Origin of the sequence: Streptomyces sp. RerS4 (genome assembly GCF_023515955.1) — a bacterium.
Lineage (GTDB): Bacteria > Actinomycetota > Actinomycetes > Streptomycetales > Streptomycetaceae > Streptomyces.
The window spans coordinates 6999042-7019864 of sequence record NZ_CP097322.1 but is presented as its reverse complement, the minus strand read 5'-3'; the positions used below and the strand labels follow the sequence as shown (position 1 = coordinate 7019864).

22 protein-coding genes and 1 pseudogene are annotated in these 20823 nt (G+C 71.1%); 16 read left to right on the top strand and 7 right to left on the bottom strand.

All coding sequences use genetic code 11. From position 1 onward, the window contains the following. Positions 1 to 2 precede the first annotated feature (2 nt). Entirely contained in the window at positions 3 to 467 is a 465-nt protein-coding gene (locus M4D82_RS31515; protein ID WP_249770842.1) for an effector-associated constant component EACC1, read from the top strand. A 57-nt stretch (positions 468 to 524) separates the two neighbouring features. Here M4D82_RS31515 and M4D82_RS31510 read toward each other — a convergent pair whose 3' ends face one another. Continuing rightward, entirely contained in the window at positions 525 to 983 is a 459-nt protein-coding gene (locus tag M4D82_RS31510; protein WP_249770840.1) for a cupin domain-containing protein, read from the bottom strand. 418 nt (positions 984 to 1401) lie between these two features. Between M4D82_RS31510 and M4D82_RS31505 the strand changes: the two genes are divergently transcribed. Beyond that, positions 1402 to 2085 carry a hypothetical protein gene (locus tag M4D82_RS31505; RefSeq protein ID WP_249770838.1) on the top strand — a complete coding sequence of 228 codons (684 nt, stop codon included), beginning with the start codon at positions 1402 to 1404 and terminating at the stop codon, positions 2083 to 2085. Positions 2086 to 2545: 460 nt separating this feature from the next. Here the strand turns inward: M4D82_RS31505 and M4D82_RS31495 are convergent, their stop codons facing one another. Next, entirely contained in the window at positions 2546 to 2863 is a 318-nt protein-coding gene (locus M4D82_RS31495; protein WP_249770836.1) for a hypothetical protein, read from the bottom strand. Between the two features lie 305 nt (positions 2864 to 3168). On the opposite strand from M4D82_RS31495, the gene M4D82_RS31490 reads away from it, so the two are divergent. The 6 genes and pseudogenes from M4D82_RS31490 to M4D82_RS31465 all read left to right on the top strand — a co-directional run bounded on the left by M4D82_RS31490 (position 3169) and on the right by M4D82_RS31465 (position 9599). Continuing rightward, positions 3169 to 3837: a phosphoribosyltransferase gene (locus M4D82_RS31490; protein ID WP_249770834.1), complete on the top strand. Its 669-nt coding sequence runs from the start codon at positions 3169 to 3171 to the stop codon at positions 3835 to 3837. 238 nt (positions 3838 to 4075) lie between these two features. Next, on the top strand, positions 4076 to 5071 hold the full coding sequence (gene ligD / locus M4D82_RS31485) for a non-homologous end-joining DNA ligase (RefSeq protein ID WP_249770832.1): 996 nt from the start codon (positions 4076 to 4078) through the stop codon (positions 5069 to 5071). A 21-nt stretch (positions 5072 to 5092) separates the two neighbouring features. Next, positions 5093 to 5911, top strand: a pseudogene (gene ligD, locus M4D82_RS31480) (non-homologous end-joining DNA ligase); the annotation flags it as partial. Positions 5912 to 6108: 197 nt separating this feature from the next. Continuing rightward, a complete protein-coding gene (gene dnaK / locus M4D82_RS31475) occupies positions 6109 to 7974 on the top strand; it encodes a molecular chaperone DnaK (protein WP_249770830.1) in 1866 nt (621 codons plus the stop codon). Continuing rightward, entirely contained in the window at positions 7971 to 8594 is a 624-nt protein-coding gene (grpE, locus tag M4D82_RS31470; protein ID WP_249770828.1) for a nucleotide exchange factor GrpE, read from the top strand. The genes dnaK and grpE overlap by 4 nt, the downstream gene beginning before the upstream one ends. A 594-nt stretch (positions 8595 to 9188) precedes the next feature. Continuing rightward, the gene (locus tag M4D82_RS31465) at positions 9189 to 9599 is read left to right on the top strand and encodes a J domain-containing protein (RefSeq protein WP_249770826.1); all 411 of its coding nucleotides are present in this window, start codon (positions 9189 to 9191) and stop codon (positions 9597 to 9599) included. A gap of 269 nt (positions 9600 to 9868) precedes the next feature. Here M4D82_RS31465 and M4D82_RS31460 read toward each other — a convergent pair whose 3' ends face one another. The 3 genes from M4D82_RS31460 to M4D82_RS31450 form a co-directional block, all read right to left on the bottom strand. Beyond that, entirely contained in the window at positions 9869 to 10075 is a 207-nt protein-coding gene (locus M4D82_RS31460; protein WP_249770824.1) for a hypothetical protein, read from the bottom strand. 56 nt (positions 10076 to 10131) lie between these two features. Then, on the bottom strand, positions 10132 to 10371 hold the full coding sequence (locus M4D82_RS31455) for a DUF8825 domain-containing protein (RefSeq protein WP_249770822.1): 240 nt from the start codon (positions 10369 to 10371) through the stop codon (positions 10132 to 10134). Between the two features lie 105 nt (positions 10372 to 10476). After that, positions 10477 to 11184 (bottom strand): NADPH-dependent F420 reductase, encoded by a 708-nt coding sequence (locus M4D82_RS31450; RefSeq protein WP_249770820.1) that lies wholly within the window; start codon positions 11182 to 11184, stop codon positions 10477 to 10479. Positions 11185 to 11287: 103 nt separating this feature from the next. Here M4D82_RS31450 and M4D82_RS31445 point away from each other — a divergent pair, with 103 nt between their 5' ends. The 6 genes from M4D82_RS31445 to M4D82_RS31420 all read left to right on the top strand — a co-directional run bounded on the left by M4D82_RS31445 (position 11288) and on the right by M4D82_RS31420 (position 17687). Further along, positions 11288 to 12253, top strand: coding sequence for a helix-turn-helix transcriptional regulator (locus M4D82_RS31445; protein WP_249770818.1), 966 nt, complete (start codon positions 11288 to 11290; stop codon positions 12251 to 12253). A gap of 145 nt (positions 12254 to 12398) precedes the next feature. Then, positions 12399 to 12806 carry a YciI family protein gene (locus M4D82_RS31440; RefSeq protein WP_249770816.1) on the top strand — a complete coding sequence of 136 codons (408 nt, stop codon included), beginning with the start codon at positions 12399 to 12401 and terminating at the stop codon, positions 12804 to 12806. A gap of 8 nt (positions 12807 to 12814) precedes the next feature. Then, on the top strand, positions 12815 to 13960 hold the full coding sequence (locus M4D82_RS31435; protein ID WP_249770814.1) for an RNA polymerase sigma factor: 1146 nt from the start codon (positions 12815 to 12817) through the stop codon (positions 13958 to 13960). A 194-nt stretch (positions 13961 to 14154) separates the two neighbouring features. Then, on the top strand, positions 14155 to 15552 hold the full coding sequence (locus tag M4D82_RS31430; RefSeq protein WP_249770812.1) for a hypothetical protein: 1398 nt from the start codon (positions 14155 to 14157) through the stop codon (positions 15550 to 15552). Next, complete coding sequence (locus tag M4D82_RS31425; protein WP_249770810.1) at positions 15549 to 16217, top strand: hypothetical protein; 669 nt, start codon at positions 15549 to 15551, stop codon at positions 16215 to 16217. The genes M4D82_RS31430 and M4D82_RS31425 overlap by 4 nt, the downstream gene beginning before the upstream one ends. Positions 16218 to 16313: 96 nt before the next feature. After that, the gene (locus M4D82_RS31420) at positions 16314 to 17687 is read left to right on the top strand and encodes an FAD-dependent oxidoreductase (protein WP_249770808.1); all 1374 of its coding nucleotides are present in this window, start codon (positions 16314 to 16316) and stop codon (positions 17685 to 17687) included. A gap of 34 nt (positions 17688 to 17721) precedes the next feature. Here the strand turns inward: M4D82_RS31420 and M4D82_RS31415 are convergent, their stop codons facing one another. Next, positions 17722 to 18573, bottom strand: coding sequence for an alpha/beta fold hydrolase (locus tag M4D82_RS31415; protein ID WP_249772332.1), 852 nt, complete (start codon positions 18571 to 18573; stop codon positions 17722 to 17724). Between the two features lie 256 nt (positions 18574 to 18829). Here M4D82_RS31415 and bla point away from each other — a divergent pair, with 256 nt between their 5' ends. Both bla and M4D82_RS31405 read left to right on the top strand, forming a co-directional pair. Beyond that, the gene (gene bla, locus M4D82_RS31410) at positions 18830 to 19705 is read left to right on the top strand and encodes a class A beta-lactamase (RefSeq protein ID WP_502989105.1); all 876 of its coding nucleotides are present in this window, start codon (positions 18830 to 18832) and stop codon (positions 19703 to 19705) included. Between the two features lie 174 nt (positions 19706 to 19879). Next, on the top strand, positions 19880 to 20098 hold the full coding sequence (locus tag M4D82_RS31405; protein ID WP_249770804.1) for a hypothetical protein: 219 nt from the start codon (positions 19880 to 19882) through the stop codon (positions 20096 to 20098). A gap of 34 nt (positions 20099 to 20132) precedes the next feature. Here the strand turns inward: M4D82_RS31405 and M4D82_RS31400 are convergent, their stop codons facing one another. After that, positions 20133 to 20780, bottom strand: coding sequence for a TetR/AcrR family transcriptional regulator (locus M4D82_RS31400; RefSeq protein ID WP_249770802.1), 648 nt, complete (start codon positions 20778 to 20780; stop codon positions 20133 to 20135). Between the last annotated feature and the right edge of the window lie 43 nt (positions 20781 to 20823).

Sequence of the window (20823 nt, the reverse complement as noted above, 5' to 3'; positions counted from 1 at the left end):
ACATGAGGATCAGCTTCACCTCGGACGGGCACACCGATGCGGTCGAGGCCGACGACTGGCGCGATCTCGCGGCCAGGCTCGGCGCGGAGCCCAGCCTGGGACGCGTCGAAGAACTGCGCGCCCCGGTCCGACCGGGCACCCTGGGCGGCGACCTGTACGGGCTGATCGCCGAGGTGGGCGCCGCCGGACTGATCGCGCTCGGCGCCGTGGTGCAGTCCTGGATCCGGCTGCGAGCCGGCCGCTTCAAGGTGTCCTGGGAGAAGGACCGCGAGGGTGGGCGCACCGTGATCACCGTCGACGGCACGAACGTCTCCGGAGCCGAGTCGGCGCGCGCACTGCTCGACGAGATCGCCCGCGCCGTCGAGAACGACGAGAACATGCGCCGTCCGCTGCCCCCGGCGCCGGGTCCGGGTCCGGGTCCGGGCGAATCGACCGACCCCCAGGGTCGGCCGGAATCCGGCGCATGACCGGGGTGGCGGTGGTGTCATACGTGGCCGACGGCGTCGGACAACGGTCCCCGATCCCTACGACGTCCGGCTCGACTGCGTGTCTGTCTCTTCGAGCCGATACAGCTCGGGCACGGAGACCTTGATCGGCTCTTGGGTGGTCCGGGCGATCACGACGACCGCGGGCTCACTCGGGTGGGGGTTCTCTTCTCGGTGCGGGACGAACGGGGGGACGAGGAAGAAGTCGCCGGGGTTGGCGGCGAGCCGTACCTCCTGCGTGCCGTCGTGGTAGACGAACACGGGGTGACCGCTGACCACGTAGACACCGGCCTCCGAATCGCCGTGATGGTGGTTGTCCGTCGAGCTCAGCGGCGGGTTCTCCACCAGGCCCATCCAGAGCCTCTTCGAGCCGACCGTGCCTCCGCTGATAGCGGCGTAACCGTCCAGTTCGCCGGATCCGACGCGGTGGACGCGGTTGTTGACCGGCGCGCGGTCACCGGAGTCCGGTGCGGGCCGGGCGCCTTCACGGTGAGTCATCGTGCAGCCTTTCGGTTTCCGTTGCCTTGACCGCGAGAAGCCTGCAACTCCTCTTCCGAAGTGGGCAATTATTGTTGCCGTTCCGGCAAAACCCAGGTGGGCGGTCGAAACGATGCGGGCGCCGCCCGGTAACGTTCACCTCTTCGGGCGCCGTTGGGGCCTGGAGTCCAAAAGGTGAATCCCGATGACGTTTGGCGAACTGCCTGTCGTGTGGAGCTTGCCCCCTGAGGACGCCCGAGCCGGATGGCGGGCCTTGTCGTGGAGCGTCGGACCGCGCAACGAATTCGCGGTGATACTGGTCCAGGAACGGAACCTGCGCCGTTCCCCGCATGTCAAGGGATGGATCGGATGGAGCGTGGCGGCTCCGTGTGACGGCGTGTTGGTCGTGGTCTCTGGAGGGGTCGAACACCGCACCCCCGTGACCGGTATATCCGCGTGGACCAGCCACCTGGCCCTGCTCTCGTCGTCACGGTTTCTGCTGGCGTCAGGCAGTACACGCCGGGACCAGAACGGGATCTGGGAGAGGAATGCGGTGGTGTACTCCCCCGGCGGACACCCGGTCGGTCACCTCTGCATCGGGGACGACATCGACTACATCATCACCGACCGCGACGACGGCATCTGGACCTCGTACGGTGACGAGGGCATCTACGGAGACCACCCGGAGACCATTGCCGGCCTGGCCCGCTGGGACACCGATGGTGCCCACACCTGGAGCCCTCGGGGACGGCTCCCCGTATGGCCCCTCGGCGGAAGCGCGGGCGCCACCGAGGAGGCCGTGACGTGGCTCGCCTGGTACAGCCACAAGGGTGCCTTCCTGTCCCGAGTCGATCCCGCCACCGGCGGCATCACCAGCTACCGCAACCCCCTGAGAGACACCGACGGCATCGCCGTCCGCGGCACCCGGATGCTCCTCACCCGCCGATTCCACAACCGTCCCGTCGTCGAGCTGAGCCGCGCGGAACTCGTCGACGATGCCTGGGTGATCACCGCCCAGGAGAAGCTCCGACTACCGGGGCCGGTAGTCATGCGCTGCGCCCAGGGGCGCGACGGAGTCCTTTGGCTCCGCGCCGGCGACACCTGGTTGCAGATCGAAGCCTGAGCCACCAAGGCCCGACCACCCGGTCTCACGGCTCTCCGCGCCCGGCATGCCGGCTGCGGGCGCGTGCCCGGCCAGTTTGCGGCGAAAGCACTGGTCACAGCCATTCGTTGACAGCTGCGATCAGCACGGTCGTTTCGTAGCGGACGGCGAGTTCATCGCCCCGGCGGCGCGCCGGTGGGCCCGACAGACGGTGGAATCGACGTGCGCGTCCCAAGCGCTCAGGCCCAGGGCGTCGGCCTGGGCCTGGCCGGCTGAGGATCCGGGCCGCACCCGATGCCCTCAATGCTCGCGACGTCCTCGATGCGCTGGTCCGCCTCTGTCCTCCGCCCGCCAATCCACCGCCCGATGTGGACTGGAAGCAAGCCGAACGCGCCCTCGGTACGGCTCTCGAGGTGGCCGCCCGCTGACGCCGTAGGACAACGCTCGCCGACGGCTGGAGGACCGGCCCTCGGCGTCCCGATCAGTCCAGGTCGTCGCCGGCCAGGCGGAGCGCCAGTTCCTGGAGGATCTCGTCGGTATGGGGCACGGCGCCTGTCTCGTCGTACGCCTCCGCAACCGCCTCGAACGCCGTGATGAACCCGCTGACCAGAGCGCTCAGGGGGTCGGACAGCTGAGTCAACAGCGCCACGCCGACCTCCTCGGGGCCGGCCCCGGCCGGAACGATGAACTGCCCGGGAATCACCTCCCCCAGCAGCTCCGAGACGAGGCGCTCGTCGATGTCGGCGCGCCGCGCCGTCAGGGCGGCGATGGCCTTGAGCTTGATCTCGTTCTCGGTCATGTACCGAGGATGCCCCGGCGATGCCGCACAGGCCCCACGCCACCAAGTTCGCCGGCAGTGACCGCGCGTTTTTCACCGAGTGCTCACCTTGCGGCGCCCCGCGGCTACACAGCGCCGGCCGAACCGGACCTTGTCCATCGCGGGCCGACTGCCGTCGAACGAAGCCGCGATCCCCGTTTTTCCGACCTTCGTCCGGGCAGGCGCGATGGGGGACGATGGCGCCGGAATGCAGCGGAGGACGTGCTGGAGCCGACCGGCGAGGTGAGCGGCTTGGGGAACGCCCGGACGGCAAGGAGGAGGCGATCATGCCAACCCTGTTCAGGGACCGAAGCGACGCCGGACGGCAACTCGCCAAAGATCTCGAGGTGCTGTTGGGAGTTCGGCCGCAGCCGGCACCCCTCGTGCTGGCGCTGCCACGGGGTGGGGTGCCGGTGGCCCGGGAGATCGCCCGCGCCTTCGGGTCGCCGTTGGACGTCCTGGTCGCACGCAAGATCGGGATCCCGGGGCAGCCCGAGGTCGGGATCGGCGCGATCGCCGGAGAGGACCCGCCGCTGTTCGACCAGCGCGCGTTGGCGATGCTGGACATCACGGCGGAGGAACTGGCGCCCGATGTAGCCCGTGAGAGGACCGAGCTTCACCGCAGGGAGGCGCTCTACCGGCGCGGTCGCCCGGCCCCGGATCTTGCGGGGCGCACCGTGATCCTGGTGGACGACGGCCTGGCCACCGGCGTGACGGCCCGCGCCGCGCTGCGGCTGATCCGGGCCCGGGGGCCCGACCGGCTGGTGCTGGCCGTCCCGGTGGGCGCTGCCGGCGCCGCCTCGGAGCTGAGCCACGAGGTCGACCACCTGCTCTGCCTGCACCGCCCGCACGACTTCCGTGCCGTCGGGCTCTGGTACGAGGACTTCGACCAGGTCACCGACCAAGAGGTGATCGACTGCCTTGAGCAGCAGCAATCCGTCTCCGGAACCGCATAGCGGTAGGGGTAGGGGGCAGCGGACGTGGCCGAAGAGCCCGGCGGGGCGGACGGAGGAATGACGATGCCGATGCCCGGATCCGACACCATGCCCGGATCCGACACCCTGGCGGAGTACGGGCAGAAGCGCGCCTTCCGCAAGGCCCGCGAGCCCGGCGGGGAGAGCCACACCGCGTCCGGCGGCCACCCCCACATCCGAGCCACCCCACATCCGAGCCGCCGCAGGTGGAGGCGCCGGCGTGACGCTCCTGGACCGGCTGCCGGAGGCCGAGCGGGCACTGCTGAGCAGGGCGGAGGTCAAGGCCCGCGAACAGCCGATGCTCGCCGTGCTGACCGATCGCCGCGCCTTCGACGAGCGCCGGCTGTTCGAGCGCAAGCTGGACGGCGTACGCGCCCTCGCCGTGCGCGACGCCGGCCGGGTGCGACTGCTGTCCCGCACCGGCAGGGGGCTGAACGACACCTACCCGGAGATCGTCGACGCTCTCGCCGCTCAGGGCTGCCGCCACTTCACCGTCGACGGTGAGATCACCGCGATCAGGGCCGGCCGCAGCGACTTCGCCCTGCTCCAGCAGCGCATGCAGCTCACCCGCGCGGAAGACGTCCGGGCCGCCGGCTCCGTCACCGTCCGCTACTACCTGTTCGACCTGCTGAGCCTGGACGGCCAGGACACCACCGCCCTGCCGCTGCGGACCCGCAAGTCCCTGCTGCGTGACGCGTTCGACTTCCGCACACCACTGCGGTTCACCCCCCACCGGGTCGGCAAGGACGGCCGCGACCTGTTGGACGACGCCTGTCGGCGCGGCTGGGAGGGCCTGATCGCCAAGCGGGCCGACGGTCCCTACCTGCGCCGCCGTTCCACCGACTGGCTCAAGCTCAAATGCGGCGCCGGCCAGGAACTGGTGATCGGCGGCTTCACCGAACCGGCCGGCAGCCGGATCGGCTTCGGCGCACTGCTGCTCGGCTACTACGACGGTGAGGGTCTCCGGTACGCGGGCAAGGTCGGCACCGGATACGACACCGCGACCCTGCGCGCTCTCCGCGAGCGGCTGGAGCGGTCGGAGCAGCCGCACTCGCCGTTCGCCGACGAGGTGCCCGCGCGGGCCGTGCACTGGGTCCGCCCCGAACTGGTCGCACAGATCGGCTTCACCGAGTGGACCTCGTACGGGCGGCTGCGCCATCCGCGCTTTCTGGGCCTGCGCGACGACAAACGGCCCACCGACGTGATCCGCGAGTGACGCAAGTGAGGCAGGTGGGTGATGACCACGACCGAGGTCCGGGCGAGCGGGCGGACCGTTGAGATCAAACGGGCCGACAAGAAGCTGTTCCCCGACGACGGCATCACCAAGGCCGACCTCGCCGCGTACTACCGCCGCGTCGGCCGGCGCATCCTGCCGCACCTGCGTGGCCGTCCCCTGATGCTCGAACGCCACCCGGACGGCATCGACGACGGCCGCTTCATGCAGAAGGACACCCCCGACCACTTCCCCGACTGGATCCACCGCAGCGAACTGCCCAAGGAGGACGGCACCGTCACCTACCCCGTCTGCGACGACCTGGCCACCCTGCTCTACCTGGTCGACCAGGCCTGCATCACACCGCACCGTTGGCTGTCCAAGGCCGACCGGCCCGACCACCCCGACCAGTTGATCTTCGACCTCGACCCGCCGGGCGAGGACTTCGAAGCGGTCCGGGAAGCCGCCGCGCTCCTCCACGACCTGCTCGACCGAGTGGGACTGCCCGCAGCGTTGATGACCACCGGCTCCCGCGGCCTGCACGTGCTGGTCCCACTCGACCGCCGCGCCCCGTTCGACGACGTCCGCGCGTTCGCCCACGACCTGGCCGGCCTGCTCGCCGACCGGCACCCGGACCGGCTCACCACCGCGCCGCGCAAGCAGGCCCGCAAGGGCGGGCTCTACCTCGACGTCCAGCGCAACGGCTACGGCCAGACCGCCGTCACCCCGTACGCCGTACGCGCCCTGCCCGGCGCCCCGGTCGCCGCGCCGCTGAGCTGGGACGAACTCGACGACCCCGACCTCACCGCGCGGCGCTGGACCATCGCCACCATCGACGAACGCCTCGACGGCTCCGACCTTGAGTCGACTCTTGTCAACTTTATTGCCGCGCGGTATATAGGTGGTGTTGTCGTGTGCATTTGTGACGATTCGGGAGAGGAGTTGCGGTTGCGCCCGAGGCGCCGCCCTCGCGGCAGCGATCAGGCGCCGGGCGAGAGAACGAGCAGACGAAAGGTTCATCGATCCGAGAGGAGCGGACGATGGCACGCGCAGTGGGCATCGACCTGGGCACGACCAACTCCGTCGTCGCGGTGCTGGAGGGCGGCGAGCCCACGGTCATCACCAACACCGAAGGAAACAGGACGACGCCTTCCGTCGTGGCCTTCGGCAAGGGCGGAGAGGTCCTGGTCGGAGAGATCGCCAAGCGGCAGGCAGTGACGAACGTCGACCGCACCGCGAGGTCGGTCAAGCGCCACATCGGCGAGGCGAACTGGCATTTCCCGGATACCGGCGACATCGACGGCAAGCGGTACACGGCGCAGGAGATCTCCGCGCGCGTCCTGCAGAAGCTGAAGCGCGATGCCGAGGCATATCTCGGTGAGGACGTGACGGACGCGGTGATCACCGTTCCCGCGTACTTCAACGACTCCCAGCGCACCGCGACGAAGGAAGCAGGTGAGATCGCGGGGCTGAACGTGCTGCGGATCATCAACGAGCCGACGTCCGCGGCGCTGGCGTACGGACTGGACAAGGAGAACGACCAGACGATCCTCGTCTTCGACCTGGGCGGCGGCACCTTCGACGTGTCGCTCCTGGAGATCGGTGAGGGGCTGGTGGAGGTCAAGTCCACCAACGGTGACACCCACCTCGGCGGCGACGACTGGGACCAGAAGGTCGTCGATTACCTGGTGAAGCAGTTCCAGAACGCTTACGGCATCGACCTCTCCAAGGACAAGATGGCGCTCCAGCGTCTGCGCGAGGCCGCGGAGAAAGCGAAGATCGAACTCTCGTCCGCGACGGAGACCACGATCAACCTGCCCTACATCTCCGCGTCCGCCGAGGGCCCGCTGCACCTGGACCAGAAGCTCACCCGCTCGCAGTTCGAGCAGCTGACGGCCGACCTGCTGGAGCGCTGCAAGGCGCCCTTCCACAACGCGGTCGAAGACGCCAAGATCAAGGTTTCGGACATCGACCACGTCATCCTGGTCGGCGGCTCGACCCGCATGCCCGCGGTGACGGAGCTGGTCAGGGAACTCACCGGCAAGGATCCGCACAAGGGCGTCAACCCGGACGAGGTCGTCGCCATCGGCGCCACCCTCCAGGCCGGTGTGCTCAAGGGTGAGGTCAAGGACGTCCTGCTCCTCGACGTGACCCCGCTGTCCCTCGGCATCGAGACCAAGGGCGGCATCATGACCAAGCTCATCGAGCGCAACACGACCATCCCGACCAAGCGGTCGGAGATCTTCACGACGGCCGAGGACAACCAGCCGTCCGTGCAGATCCAGGTCTACCAGGGCGAGCGCGAGATCGCGGCGTACAACAAGAAGCTCGGCATGTTCGAGCTGACCGGCCTGCCGCCGGCCCCGCGTGGCGTCCCGCAGATCGAGGTCTCCTTCGACATCGACGCGAACGGCATCATGCACGTCACGGCCAAGGACCTCGGCACGGGCAAGGAGCAGAAGATGACCGTCACCGGCGGCTCCTCCCTGCCCCGCCAGGACATCGACCGCATGATCCGCGAGGCGGAGCAGCACGCCGAGGAGGACCGCCGCCGCAAGGAGGAGGCCGAGACCCGCAACAGCGCCGAACAGCTCGTCTACCAGACCGAGAGGCTGCTGCGCGACAACGAGGCCAAGGTCCCGGCCGAGCTCAAGACCGAGACGGAAACCGCCGTCGCGGACCTGAAGGAGAAGCTCAAGGGCCAGGACACGGCGGCCATCCGCACGGCGACGGAGCGCGCCGGCGCGGCCGCGCAGAAGATCGGAACCGCCCTCTACGACACCCAACGGGCTGCCGGAGGCGATGGCGGGTCGGCATCCGACGCGGGCAACGCGTCCGGCGCGGATGAGGAGGTCGTCGACGCGGAGATCGTCGATGACGAGAGCGCGAAGGGAGACGCGCGATGAGCCCACCGAAGTCTGCCGACGGACCTCGGAAGCAGCCGCCCGCCATCCTGAGCGGGGACAAAACGCTCCAGTTCAGGTCAGCCGGCGACCACCGCGCCGAGCACACCGAGACCGGCGGCGGGGAATACGGGGCGCCCGGCGGGACGCCCGCTCCCGGCGCCCCTGCCACCGGGAGCACCACCGGGAGCACCGCTCTGCGAAGCCGGCTCGCCGAACGGACCGCCGACCTCCAGCGCCTGAAGGCGGAATACGACAACTACCGCAAGCGGGTGCGGCGTGACCGCCTCGCGCTACGGGAAATCGCGGTCGCCAACGTCCTGGGCGGGCTGCTGCCCGTCCTGGACGCCATCGACCAGGCCCGCGAACACGGCGACGTCGACGCCGGCCTGCGAGCGGTCGCGGACGTATTGGAAACCCAGCTCGCCACGCTCGGCCTTCAGGAGGTCGGTGTCCCGGGAGAACCCTTCGACCCCACGCGTCACGAAGCGATCTCCTACCAACGGTCCCGCGACGTCGACCAGCCGACCTGCACCACCGTCCTGCGGCCCGGCTACCGCGTCGGACAACATCTCCTGCGTCCGGCCCAAGTCACGGTGAGCGAACCGCCCGACCCGGCATGACGGCATGACGACGCGGTCTCCGCGCAGAGACCGCCACCGGTCAGGGAGGCAACGGGTCAGCTGATCCCGGCCGCACAGGAACGCTCACGAGGCTGGGCGGGCCCTCCGAGCTGCTCCGGCTGGGTGTGCGCTGTGGAACCCAGCGGGGGCGCGCCGCGCCGTTCGCTCCGGTGACGAGCGGCATCCGTGACCTTCTCCCGGGGCGTGTCGGCTGCACCCGGTGCGGCGGGAATCGCCCTGCGAGCCAGGAGGCGACCCACCCAGTGCCGACCGCACACCGGGCACGGTGAGGCGCCGGCGGGCGTGTACGGCGAGGGCACGGGGATGCCGTCACGTGAGAAGTACTCCCAGGTGCCGCCCTCATCGCTGTACTGCTGGACGTCGTAGTCGATGCTCCAGTTGTGCCAGCACCGGCCGCACGTGAATTCCGCCCGTTCCAATGCCATCTCGGTGATCATATCCCTTCGCCTCCCTTCGGCTGCCGCTCTTCCTACACTTATCGATATACCCGTCCCGGGTCGCCTTGACAACGTTCGCCGGCAGGTTTTAAGACGATGGAAGGAGGTCGCTCCGGCCATTTCGGAGGTGAGAGAAATGAGCGGCTCTCGCCCGTCGCGCGACCATTACGCCGTACTCGGACTTCGGGCGGAGGCATCGCCGGAGCAGATCACCAGCGCCTACCGCACGCTGATCCGCGCCCTGCACCCTGACGCCCGCCCACTCGGGCCGCAGGCCGATACGGAACTCGCCGAGGTCATCGACGCCTACCAGACCCTGCACGATCCGCTGCGACGGTCCGCCTACGACGCCGAACGTGATCAGGAGCGGCAGGCCGCCGGCGGGCCGGTCCGCATCCCCGTACGAGTGAGGTCCGCGGCGGACCCTGCGTCACGACCGTATCCGCGATCCGCGGCGCGTCCTCGTACGATTGCATACCGGGCCACCTCCCAGCCGTACGAAGACCCATTCGAGCGGCTCATGGTCTGGCTGTTTTACGGCATATAGCCCCTGTAATGGCTACTGCTTCGCATAAGCAGGGAAACGACGACCGTATGGCGCGGACGTAGACGTACGCCGAGGCATGTGCGGAATCCAGGTCGGCGTCCATGACGCCCTGCCGGATGAGGGCCGGCTTGGCGGGGCGCTCACGGCGACCGCGGGGATTCGGGGTGCGGTTCGTCGAGTGCGAGGTGACCGCGCCCCGAACCAGCCGCGCTTCAGACCGGCGCCCCAGCTCCGCGCCGACCGCGCCCCAAGGGCGGGGCCCAGGAGCGCTACAGCGGCGGCGGTGTCCAGCAGTCGGGGCCGCCGCCGCGCCAGTCGACCAGGGCGGGGTCCGTGACGTCGAAGTCCTCGGCGTTCTCCATCCCCCTCGCGGCGAGGAAGACGGCGATGTCGCCGATCCGGTACGCCGTGCCCAGGCTCTGGCCATCGCAGCGCACCCTGCGCCACCCGCGGTGGTCCGGGGGATGTACGACCACGCGAGGAGCGGGGCCCGGAGCGCCGGGTCCCGGGTCGTTCCCGGGGCAGGCGCTCGTCATGCCGCCCTCACCCAGCCCCTGGCTCTCGCCGTGCGGCGGAGCTCGACCGGGCCGCCCGCCGTACGGGCCGGGCACGACCAGTACGGATGAGCGGCGATCGCGCGCGAGAGCGTGATCAGCCGACGGCGAAGCCTGGTCGTGCCGACCGGCGCGGGCCGCCGGGCCAGTTCCCGGTAGGTATGGAGCCACTCCGCCTGGAGGCAGACCAGGTCGTCGGGGAAGGAGGTGCACTGCATCCACCAATTCAATCATGTGTTCGATTTTCAGGGCGAGTGGAGCGCCGCACGCTCAGCTCTCGTCCCCCGCCTCACCGGCGTCCGCCGCCGGGGTGGCGGTGCGGGTCAGCGGGCGATCTTGAGGCCGAAGTGGCCGCCCAGGGCGAAGCCGATGGCGGAGTGCATGTGCGCGTACATCTCCATGCCGCGGGAGCGGACGAGCGGGCCGAGGTCGAGGATGTCGTTCCAGCCGTAGGACCTCAGCAGGTCGGTGACCTGCTGCTTGGCGCCGGTGTCCGCGCCGGCGACGAACATGGTGTGGTCCCCGCCGCCGATGGTCTTCGGGTCGACGACGGTGGTCTGTTCCTGCGTGACGAAGGACTTGACGACCTTGGTGCGGGGCAGGGCGCGCTGGATCTGCTCGCCGAGGCTGTCGGTGTCGCACGGGTCGAGCTTGGGCATGACGCCCCACGGGGTGGGCCACGGGTGCTCGGACTCGTGCCGGTAGACGTAGGGGACGGCGTAGTCGATGAGCGTCTTGCCGGCGAGCTGGTCGGCGATGGCGGACAGCGCGGCAACGGCATTGTGTCCGTCGATGCCGTTGATCACCAGGCCGTCGGAGGCGGCCGCGGCGTCGCCGAAGGTGTGCAGTTCGATGCCGGGGTGCTCGGCGAGGAAGTCCTTGAAGGGCTCGGTGCCCATCATGTCGGGCTCGGTGCGGGCCAGCGTGGCATGCGGGTCGCGGGTGCCGACGTGTACGTCGTGACCGAGTTCGGCAAGCCTGGCGATGTGGGCGCGAGCGCCGCCACCGGTACCGAGAACAGCGATCTTCATGGCGAAATCTCCTGATTTGCTCCGTGCGGGATGGTGTCACCCTAGGGGCATTTCAGGACAGGAGGTGTCCTTTGACACAGCCCCCACCGGCATCATGGAACCCATGACGAGCGACATGACCGCCCGCGTGCTGCGACTGCTGTCCCTGTTGCAGACCCGCCGGGAGTGGGCCGGAGCCGATCTCGCCGAACGCCTCGACGTGACCGTACGCACCGTGCGCCGCGACATCGACCGCCTGCGCGAGCTCGGCTACCCCGTAGACAGCGCCCGCGGACACGCCGGCGGCTACCGCCTCACCTCCGGCACCGACCTGCCGCCGCTCCTGCTCGACGACGAGGAGGCCATCGCCATCGCCGTGGCCCTGCGCTCCGCCGCCGGCGGCCTGACCGGCATCGAGGAGACCGCCCTGCGCGCCCTGGCCAAACTCGAACAGGTCCTGCCCCGCCGCCTGCGCGGCCAGGTCACCGCCGTGCAGACCTCCCTCGCCGGCATCACCTGGGAGGAACGGGGGCCGCGCGCCGATCCCGCCCTGCTGGCCACCCTCGCCGTCGCCTGCCGCGACCACGAGATCATCACCTTCGACTACACCACCCGGCGGAACCCCGCCAACCGGCGCCGGGCCGAGCCGTGTCACCTGGTCGACTCCGGCGGCCTGTGGTACCTCGTCGCCCACGACACCGACAAGGACGACTGGCGCCTCTTCCGTCTCGACCGCATCAGCGACGCCGTACCCACCGGCCGACGCGTACCGCCACGCCCCGTGCCGGGCGACGATCCCGCCGCCTTCGTCGCGAGCCGGCTGTCCGCCGCCCCCACCCGTCACCGTGCCGTCGCCACCGTCCACGCCTCCGCCGACCACGTGCGCGCCCGCACCCGGGGCCTGGCCAGCCGCCTGACGCCCATCGACGAACACACCTGCCGCCTCGACGCCTCCGACGACCACCTGCCCCGCATCGCCCAGACCCTCGCCGGCCTCGACTCCGACTACACCCTCGACGCCGACACCGACCCCGAAACCATCGACCACCTCCGCACCACCGCCCACCGCACCCTGCGCGCCCTGAGCTGACCCCGCGGGGGGCGGCAGCATCCCGACACCCACCCCCCACACACGTGCGTCAAAAAAATCGGCCGGCGATGTCGAGAACCTGTGGCTCGCTCCGTCCCCGCAATGAACGCGACCACAATGGGTCGCACCAGCGAGGAGGAACACCATGGCCAAGTACCTGCTGCTCAAGCACTACCGAGGCGCCCCGGCCGCCGTCAACGACGTGCCCATGGAGAAGTGGACGCCCGAGGAGATCTCGGCCCACGTGCAGTACATGCGCGACTTCGCCACCCGGCTCGAAGGGACCGGCGAGTTCGTCGACGCCCAGGCCCTCGCCCCCACCGGCACGTTCGTCCGCTACGACGGCGAGGGCCGCCCGCCGGTCACCGACGGCCCGTTCGCGGAGACCAAGGACCTGATCGCCGGGTGGATGGTGATCGACGTCGACACTTACGAGCGCGCCGTCGAGCTGGCCGGAGAGCTGTCGGCCGCCCCGGGGGCCGGCGGGGCACCGATCCACGAGTGGCTGGAACTGCGCCCGTTCCTGACCGAGCCGCCCACCGTCACGGAGTGACCCCACCCATGGACGAGGCACTGCTGCGCAGCCTCACCCCCGGTGTGCTCACGATCCTCGTCCGCCGCGGAGCCGACTTCGCGGCGGCCGAGGACGCCGTGCAGGACGCCCTGCTCCAGGCGGTCCGCGTCTGGCCGGCCGACCCTCCGCGGGACTCGAAGGGTTGGCTGGTCACCGTGGCCTGGCGCAAGTTCCTCGACGTCACCCGGGCCGACGCCGCCCGGCGCCGCCGGGAAGACCTCGTCGACGAGGAACCGGCGCCGGGGCCCGCGCCCTCGGTGGACGACACGCTCCAGCTCTACTTCCTGTGCGCCCACCCGTCGCTGACCCCGGCGTCCGCGGTCGCGCTCACCCTGCGCGCCGTCGGCGGCCTCACCACCCGCCAGATCGCCCAGGCCTACCTGGTGCCCGAGGCGACCATGGCGCAGCGCATCAGCCGCGCCAAGCGCACCGTCTCCGACGTGCGGTTCGACCAGCCCGGCGAGGTCGCCACCGTGCTGCGCGTCCTCTACCTGGTCTTCAACGAGGGCTACTCCGGCGACGTCGACCTCGCCGCCGAGGCCATCCGGCTCACCCGGCAGCTCGCGGCCGCCGTCGACCACCCGGAGGCGGCGGGGCTGCTCGCCCTGATGCTGCTCCACCACGCCCGGCGCGCCGCCCGGACCGCGCCCGACGGCAGCCTGGTGCCGCTCGCCGAGCAGGACCGCGGCCGGTGGGACACCGCGTTGATCGCCGAGGGCATCGGGATCCTCCAGGCGGCCCTGGCCCGCGACCGGCTGGGCGAGTTCCAGGCCCAGGCCGCCATCGCGGCGCTTCACGCCGACGCGCCGACCGCGGAGGAGACCGACTGGCCGCAGATCGTCGAGTGGTACGACGAGCTCTCGCGCCTGACCGACAGCCCGGTCGTCCGGCTCAACCGCGCGGTCGCCGTCGGGGAGGCCGACGGACCGCGCGCCGGTCTGGCGGCGCTCGCGAATCTGGACCCGTCGCTGCCCCGCCACACGGCGGTGGCGGCGTACCTCCACGAGCGCGACGGCGACCTGGCGACGGCGGCCCGGCTGTACGCCGAGGCGGCCCACCAGGCACCCAACCTGGCCGAACGCGACCACCTGACACGCCAGGCCGCCCGCCTCAACGCCCAGCTCAACGGTTGAACACACATGGCCGTCCGTCGATGTCCGCCGGCTCGCGTGAGCCTCGCCGTACTTTCGCACCCCATTCCTGACGCGGCCGCACGGCCCTCGGCCTGCGCCGGGCCGCGGCCGGGTTCGGCGGGGGGCCCTTCCGAACGCGGCGGAGGCGGGGCGCGGGGAGCCGGAGGAGAATGGGTAACGGCTCACGGAGGGTTATGTTTCCCGTTGCCCCATGGGCCGGGCGCCCGCTGGCCGCGCTGCTGTTGAGCACGGTGTTCGTGTGGGGCCCGCCCGTTGCTGCTCCCGCCGCCACCACGCCGGTCCAGGCCACGGCGGCACGGTTCCTCACGCTCGATCCGTCCCAGGGGCCGCCGGGGAGCAGGGTGGGGGTCCGCGGCTACGGATTCGAGGACTGCAAGCGGACGAGTACGGGCCTCACGGCCGAGCCGCCCCCTGCCGCCGAGCCCGGTGAGATCCACGTCGTCTTCGAGGGCAGCGACAACCCGAGCGTCGTCACGGCCGATGCCGACGGTACGTTCGAGACCGACGTCACGGTTCCGTCCGATGCGGCTCCGGGCAGTCATGACGTCACCGCCCTCTGCACGGACAACTCGAAGCTCCGGGCCACCGCCGACTTCCAGGTCACGCCCGACGAGCCCGGGACCCCGGCCCTGACGTTGGACCCGGCCGAGGGGCCCGTGGAGACGTCGGTCACCGTGGCCGGCTCCGGGTTCGAGAGCTGTACCGCGCAGGGCCGCCGGGCCGGTACGGTCGCGCTGGCGTGGGACGGCAGCGCGCTCGCGGCGGTCACGCCGACGGAAATCACGGTGGAGGAAGGCGGTTTCACGGCCGCGTTCGTCGTTCCGTCCGACGCGGAGGCCTCGGACGCCACGGATCACGCGGTCACCGCGACCTGCGTCGGGTACGAGCAGGTTTCCGCCGAGCAGCGGTTCACGGTGACCACCACCGTGCCCGGTTCGGAGCCGGAGGTGAGCCTCGATCCCGCCTCGATGGAGCCCGGTGGCGGCTCCGTGGCCATGTCCGGTTCGGGTTTCGACTGCCCTGAGGTGGCCCTGTTGTGGGAGGGCGAGGAGTGGGGCACGGTGGCCACCGTCGAGGGCGGCACCTTCGACGCGCGGTTCGACGTGTCGCCCGACGCGGCCGAGGCCTCGTACACCGTACGGGCCGAGTGCACGGACGATCGCGGTGTGGGCGCCGAGGCGGTGTTCACGGTGACCGGCCTCGCCCCGGTCCCCACCCCGACGACGCCGACCCCGAATCCCACTCCGACCACGCCGGACCCGAACCCGGTCCCCAGCCCGGATACGGACCCGGACGCCAATCCGGAATCCGTCGACGTCCCCGTCGGCCTGGTCGTCGGGGCGGGCCTCCTCGGCGCGGCCCTGCTGGCCCTCGCGGGGTCCGCGTTCCTCGGTCACCGCCGGCGCGGGCCGCGCTGGGTCCACGACCACCTCAGCTCCCGGCCGCGTCCCGCCCCCGCGGCGACGGACGTGACCGAGCCGTCCGAGACCGGGGGCCCGCCGACCCGCTCCATACGGCTGGAACCGCACCCGGACCCGGGTGACCAGACGCTGCAGGAGGACGACCCATGACCACGGTTCCCGTCATCGAGCCCCTCACCGTCCGCACCCTGTTGCTCGGCCCCGAGGAGCAGGCCCCCGAAGTGCTGGCCGACTCCCTGCAGGCCCAGGGTGCGGTCACGGGCCTCCTCCCGGGCGTGCGCGGCCTGACGAGCGCGGCCGACCGTGCCGTGGGGCGCGAGCTGGCCACCGTCGTCAACGGCTTCCTCGACCTCGACCTCGTCTCCCTGGTGACCTCGGGCTGGTCCAAGTACCGGGCCCTCAAGGAGGCGGCGCGCCGCACGCTCCGGTATCCCGGCAGCGAGGAGGTCGTCGCCCTGGCCAACCACACCATCACCTCCGCGCACCGCCCGTCGGTGGACCTCCTGGTGGACGGTGTCCAGTACGCCACCGTCCCCGTGCACCTCACGGTGCTCTTCCGCATCAGCGGGCTCGTCGGGGTGGTCCGCGACGGCCTGCTCGTCGCCGTCCGCAGCGGGCAGTGCGCGGTGGAGGCGAAGCTCGCGGTACGGGACACCGTGGTCGCCTCCCGCGACAGACGGCTGGACCTCCCCGCCACGCTGCGCCTGCGCGAACCGATCGCCCTGCTACGGCAGCAACCGCCGGCCCCGCCCCCGGCACCGCCTGCGACACCGCCCACGGCGCCGCTCCCGCCGATTCAGTGGGGCCGCCGGTAGCGCGGAGCGAGCGGCGAGGTCAGGCGCCGGTCGACGCCGCCCCGGGGTTCACCGACCGGTAAGATCGTTTCGCAACACGACGCGAGGGGGAGCTCAGTGGCGCGGGTTGCGGTGATCGGTGGGGGTACGAGCGGGCTGGGTACGGCGCTCATGCTGGGGCGGCGGGGCCACGCGGTCACGTTGTTCGAGCAGGACGCGCGGCAGGCCGGACAGGACCTGGACCGGGACTTCTTCCACTGGGACAGACCCCGAATACCGCAGGCCGTCCAGCCCCACTCGCTCCTCGCGCCCGTCCGTACGGTGTTGCTCGCCGAAACCCCTGATGTCTACGCGGATCTGCTGGCACGCGGGGCCCGGGAGTACCACGACTTCGACTGGTTCGGTGAGCATCCGCCGCATCGGGCCGGTGATGAGGATCTGGTGACCCTGCGCACCCGCCGCATCGTGCTGGAGGCCGCGCTGACCGCGGCCGTACGGCGTGAACGCACCGTTGACGTGCGGCGAGGTTGTCGGGTGCGCGGCCTCGCCGTCGAGGAGGGCCGCCCCGGCCGGGTCACCGGCGTGCTGGTCGACGCCGAAACGCACCCGGCGGACCTCGTCGTCGATGCGGCAGGCCGTCGGTCGCCGGTGCCCGCCTGGCTGGTCGCGGCCGGCTGCCGCCCGCCGGTGGTCGACAGCCACCGCACCGGGATCGCCTACCTGTGCCGCTGGTACCGCCTGCGGGACGACGGCCCGCGCGACCCCGGGCGGGTGAAGACCGGGTCGGCGGCACCGTACGCGCTCGCCGGCGTTTTCCCGTCCGACAATGACACCTTCGCGGTGAACCTGGTGCTCTCCACGGGTGATCCGACCCGCGGCGCCCTCATCGACCCCGCCGTGTTCGAGGCCGCCGCCCGCCGGTTCCCCGCCACCGCCGCCTGGCTCGACCTGGACCCCGAACCGCGGTCGCCCGTCCTGGCGATGGCCGGCCTGGACAACCGCTGGACCGCCCTCGTCGACGACGAGGGACCCGTCGTCACCGGCCTGGTCAACGTCGGGGACAGTCTCGTCCACACCAATCCCACCTCGGGCCATGGGGTGGCCACCGGCCTGCGTGCCGCCCGGCACATCGCCGCCCATGTCGACGAGATCGCTGTGGACCCCGTCGGCTACCACGCCTGGACGGCGCAGGCGCTCCGCCCGTGGTTCGACGCCCAGGTGACGGGCGACCGCGCCACCGGGCAACGCCTCGCCGAGGGCTCGCCGCTGTCGGATCGGCGGGCCGCCGCCGTGGCCGCCTGCGCTTTCGACGATCCCGTCGTCATGAGGGCCCGTGCCCAGGTACGCCATCTCGTGCGACCGGCCCACGACGCCTACGGCACCGACGAAGTGGACCGGCACGTCACCGCCTGGCTGGACACCCACCCGGACTTCACGCCGCGGCACGACGGCCCGACCCGGGATGAGTGGGACGCGCTCATCCCGGGCTGAGCCTCACCCCACCCCGATCGGAGGGGAGGCGAGGTCAGACGAGCGGGGCGAGCTCCGCCAGCAGCCGGGCGGCCGGGGCCGGGGCGAGGAGCCACTTCAGGTGGCTGCCTTCGAGGGTGCGGACGTCGTAGGGGTTGTCGGGGGTGAGCGCGTCGCCCTCGCGGATCAGGCGGTCCTGCAGGGCGAGCGGCAGGCTCGCGTCGTCCCGCAACCGTACGTAGGTCTTGGGGACGCGGCCCCAGGTCGCGGCCCGGGCCCGGTCGGCGGGGGTGCCCGCGTCCAGGTTCTCGTCGGGCTGGAAGGTGTTGAGGAAGACCAGGAACTCCTCGTCGGTGGCGTCCGCCAGGAACGCCGCCTTGAACGCCGCGAGCGCGGCAGGGTCCGCGGTGCGGAAGTTGACGCGCAGCAAGCCCAGTTCGGCCGGGTTCGCTGCCGCCGCCAGGCCCAGCGAGGCCGTGTCGACGGAGGCCATTTCGGGCTCGGCGTAGTAGCCGGCCACGTCCAGGTCGACGGGCGCCCAGGAGGAGACGTAGACGATCCGGTCGATCAGGTCGGGCCGCGCGTTGGCGGCGGCCGTGGCCGTGATGCCGCCGCGGCTGTGGGATACGAGGATCACCGGGCCGTTGCGCTTGGCACGCTCCAGTATGCCGATCAGGTGGGCGGCGTTGTCCGCGAGGGTGACGCCCTTGATCGAACCCGGGACGCTCGCGAGCGCCGCCAGGTCCTGCGGTGCCTGATAGGCGCGGTCGTAGGTCGCGGCGAAGCCGTGGCCGGGCAGGTCCACGGCGACCGACCGGTGTCCGAGCAGGCCGAGTTCGGCCTGCAGCGGTGCGAAGGAGAAGGAGTTCGCGAAGGCCCCGTGGACCAGGACGAACGTCGGTTGCATGAATCCGCTCACTTTCCGCTCCGTGAGCCGGCGCCGCCGCCGGCCGGCAGCGGACGGCCGGTCAGGAAGCCCCCGTACGTGATGTTCTCGACGGCTCGCGCCGTCCGACCGTTCACCCTACTCAGTCCTTGATCATCTGCACCAGGTGGAACCGAATGCCCCGGTTGGGCGTTCTTGATCATTGGGGTCTTGACGGGAGGAGAGGGAGGAGAGGATGGCCTTGGACACCGCACCGAATGCCCCGTCCCGGCGCCGGGTGCTCGCTTTGGGAGCGGGCGCGGCACTGGCCACTGCCGTGCCGGGGAGCGCCTACGCCTCGACGCCGGCCGGCAGCGGAGAGATCGGGCGCCGACTGAAGGAACTCGAACAGCGGCATTCCGCCCGACTGGGTGTCTACGCCCGCGACACCGCCACCGGCCGCGTCGTGCGGTACCGCGCGGACGAGCGTTTCCCGATCTGTTCGGTCTTCAAGACGACGGCCGTCGCGGCGGTGCTGCGCGACCTCGACCGGAACGGGGAATTCCTGGCCAGACGCATCCGGTACACCGAGCAGGACGTCACCGGCTCGGGCTACGGGCCGATCACCGGCAAGCCGGAGAACATCGCCGCCGGCATGACGGTCGCGGAGCTCTGTGCGGCCACGATCCGCTACAGCGACAACGCCGCGGCGAACCTCCTGCTCCGGGAGTTGGGAGGACCACACGCGATCACTCGGTTCTGTCGCTCGATCGGGGACGGGACGACGCGGCTCGATCGGTGGGAACCGGAACTGAACTCCGCCGAACCCGGGCGTGTGAGCGACACGACCAGTCCGAGCGCCATCGGACAGACCTACGCGCGCCTGGTTCTCGGCTCCGCGCTCGCACCTGAGGACCGCGAGCGGCTCACCGACTGGCTGCTGTCCAACACCACGGGCGGGGAGAGACTGCGAGCGGGCCTGCCCTCCGACTGGCTCGTCGCGGACAAGACCGGGGCCGGGAAGTACGGGACCAACAACGACGTGGGCATCGTCTGGCCTCCCGGGCGCGCACCGCTCGTCATGACGGTGCTCACGACGCGCGGCGAGCCGGACGCCGCGCCCGACAACCCCCTGATCGCCGAAACCGCGACCCTGCTGGCCGCAGCCTTCTGATCCCCCGCCCCACCCGTCCGCGCTGCCGCCCTGCGCGGCGGTTTTCATCACCTGGGGCCGGGGTGGGCCGTCGGGGCCTGGTTCGTGTCCGAACTGCCGTGCGGGGGCGCCGTTTTCGCGTCCGGTCACGGGGTACCCGCGTGTGACACGACACCGAATGTGGAGGCGATGGGTATGCGCGGCATCAGTGGTTGCCTCGCCCTGATCGTGGTGGGGGCCATCCTCACCTTCGCGAGCGACTGGAAGATGGAGAGCGTCAACCTCGACCTGGTCGGGCTGATCATGATTGCCGCCGGCGCCATCGGCCTGGCGGTCTACGCCAGCGTCCTCAAGCGCCGCCGCGCCGCCGGAGTCCTGCCCGTGGTGGACAACCGCGACGTCGACGGCATCTGAGGGGCCGGAGCGCTGCCGGTAGGGGGTGACACTCTCAGGCCAGGGAGCGCGCCGCGGCGAAGATCCGCGCGCAGCGCTCCGTCATGGCGTCGGGTGACTGGTCGGGGTGGTTGATCCACCAGCGGACCAGGGCGGTGCACAGGCCGCGCCAGGCGTACTTGAGGGCGTCGGCGTCGAGCGGGTCGTGGGATCCGGTCGCAGTCAGGAGGTCGGCCGTGCCGGTCGCGGCGAGGTCGTCGATGGCGTCGCGGTAGTGGGCCGCGCGGCGGGCGGCGGCGCCGCCGGGCGGCAGGGTGGCGTCGTAGAGCACGAACCATGCCTCCCTCCGCCCGTCCAGGGCGGTGAACAGGGCGTTCAGGACGCGCAGGGAGGTGGGCGGCGCGCCGGTGGCGTGCTCCGTCATGGCGGCCCGTACGGCGCCCAGGAGCAGGTCGCCGACGGGGTCGAGGCACGCGAGGTAGAGGTCTTCCTTGCCGCCGAAGTACTGGTGCAGCAGCGGCTTGGTGACGCCGACCCGCGCGGCGATGGCGGCCATGGTGGTGGCCTCGTAGCCACCTCGGCCGAACTCCTCGGTGGCCGCGGCCAGGACCTGCCGTTCGCGCGCCGCCCTCGGCACGCCCTTGGTGCCGGCTTTGCCGCCGACGTTGGCGGCCTCGGTGTCCTTGGCGGGAGGCGTTGTCATGTCCTCGATCTTACCCTAGGGTAATTTACCGATGGGTAAGTTT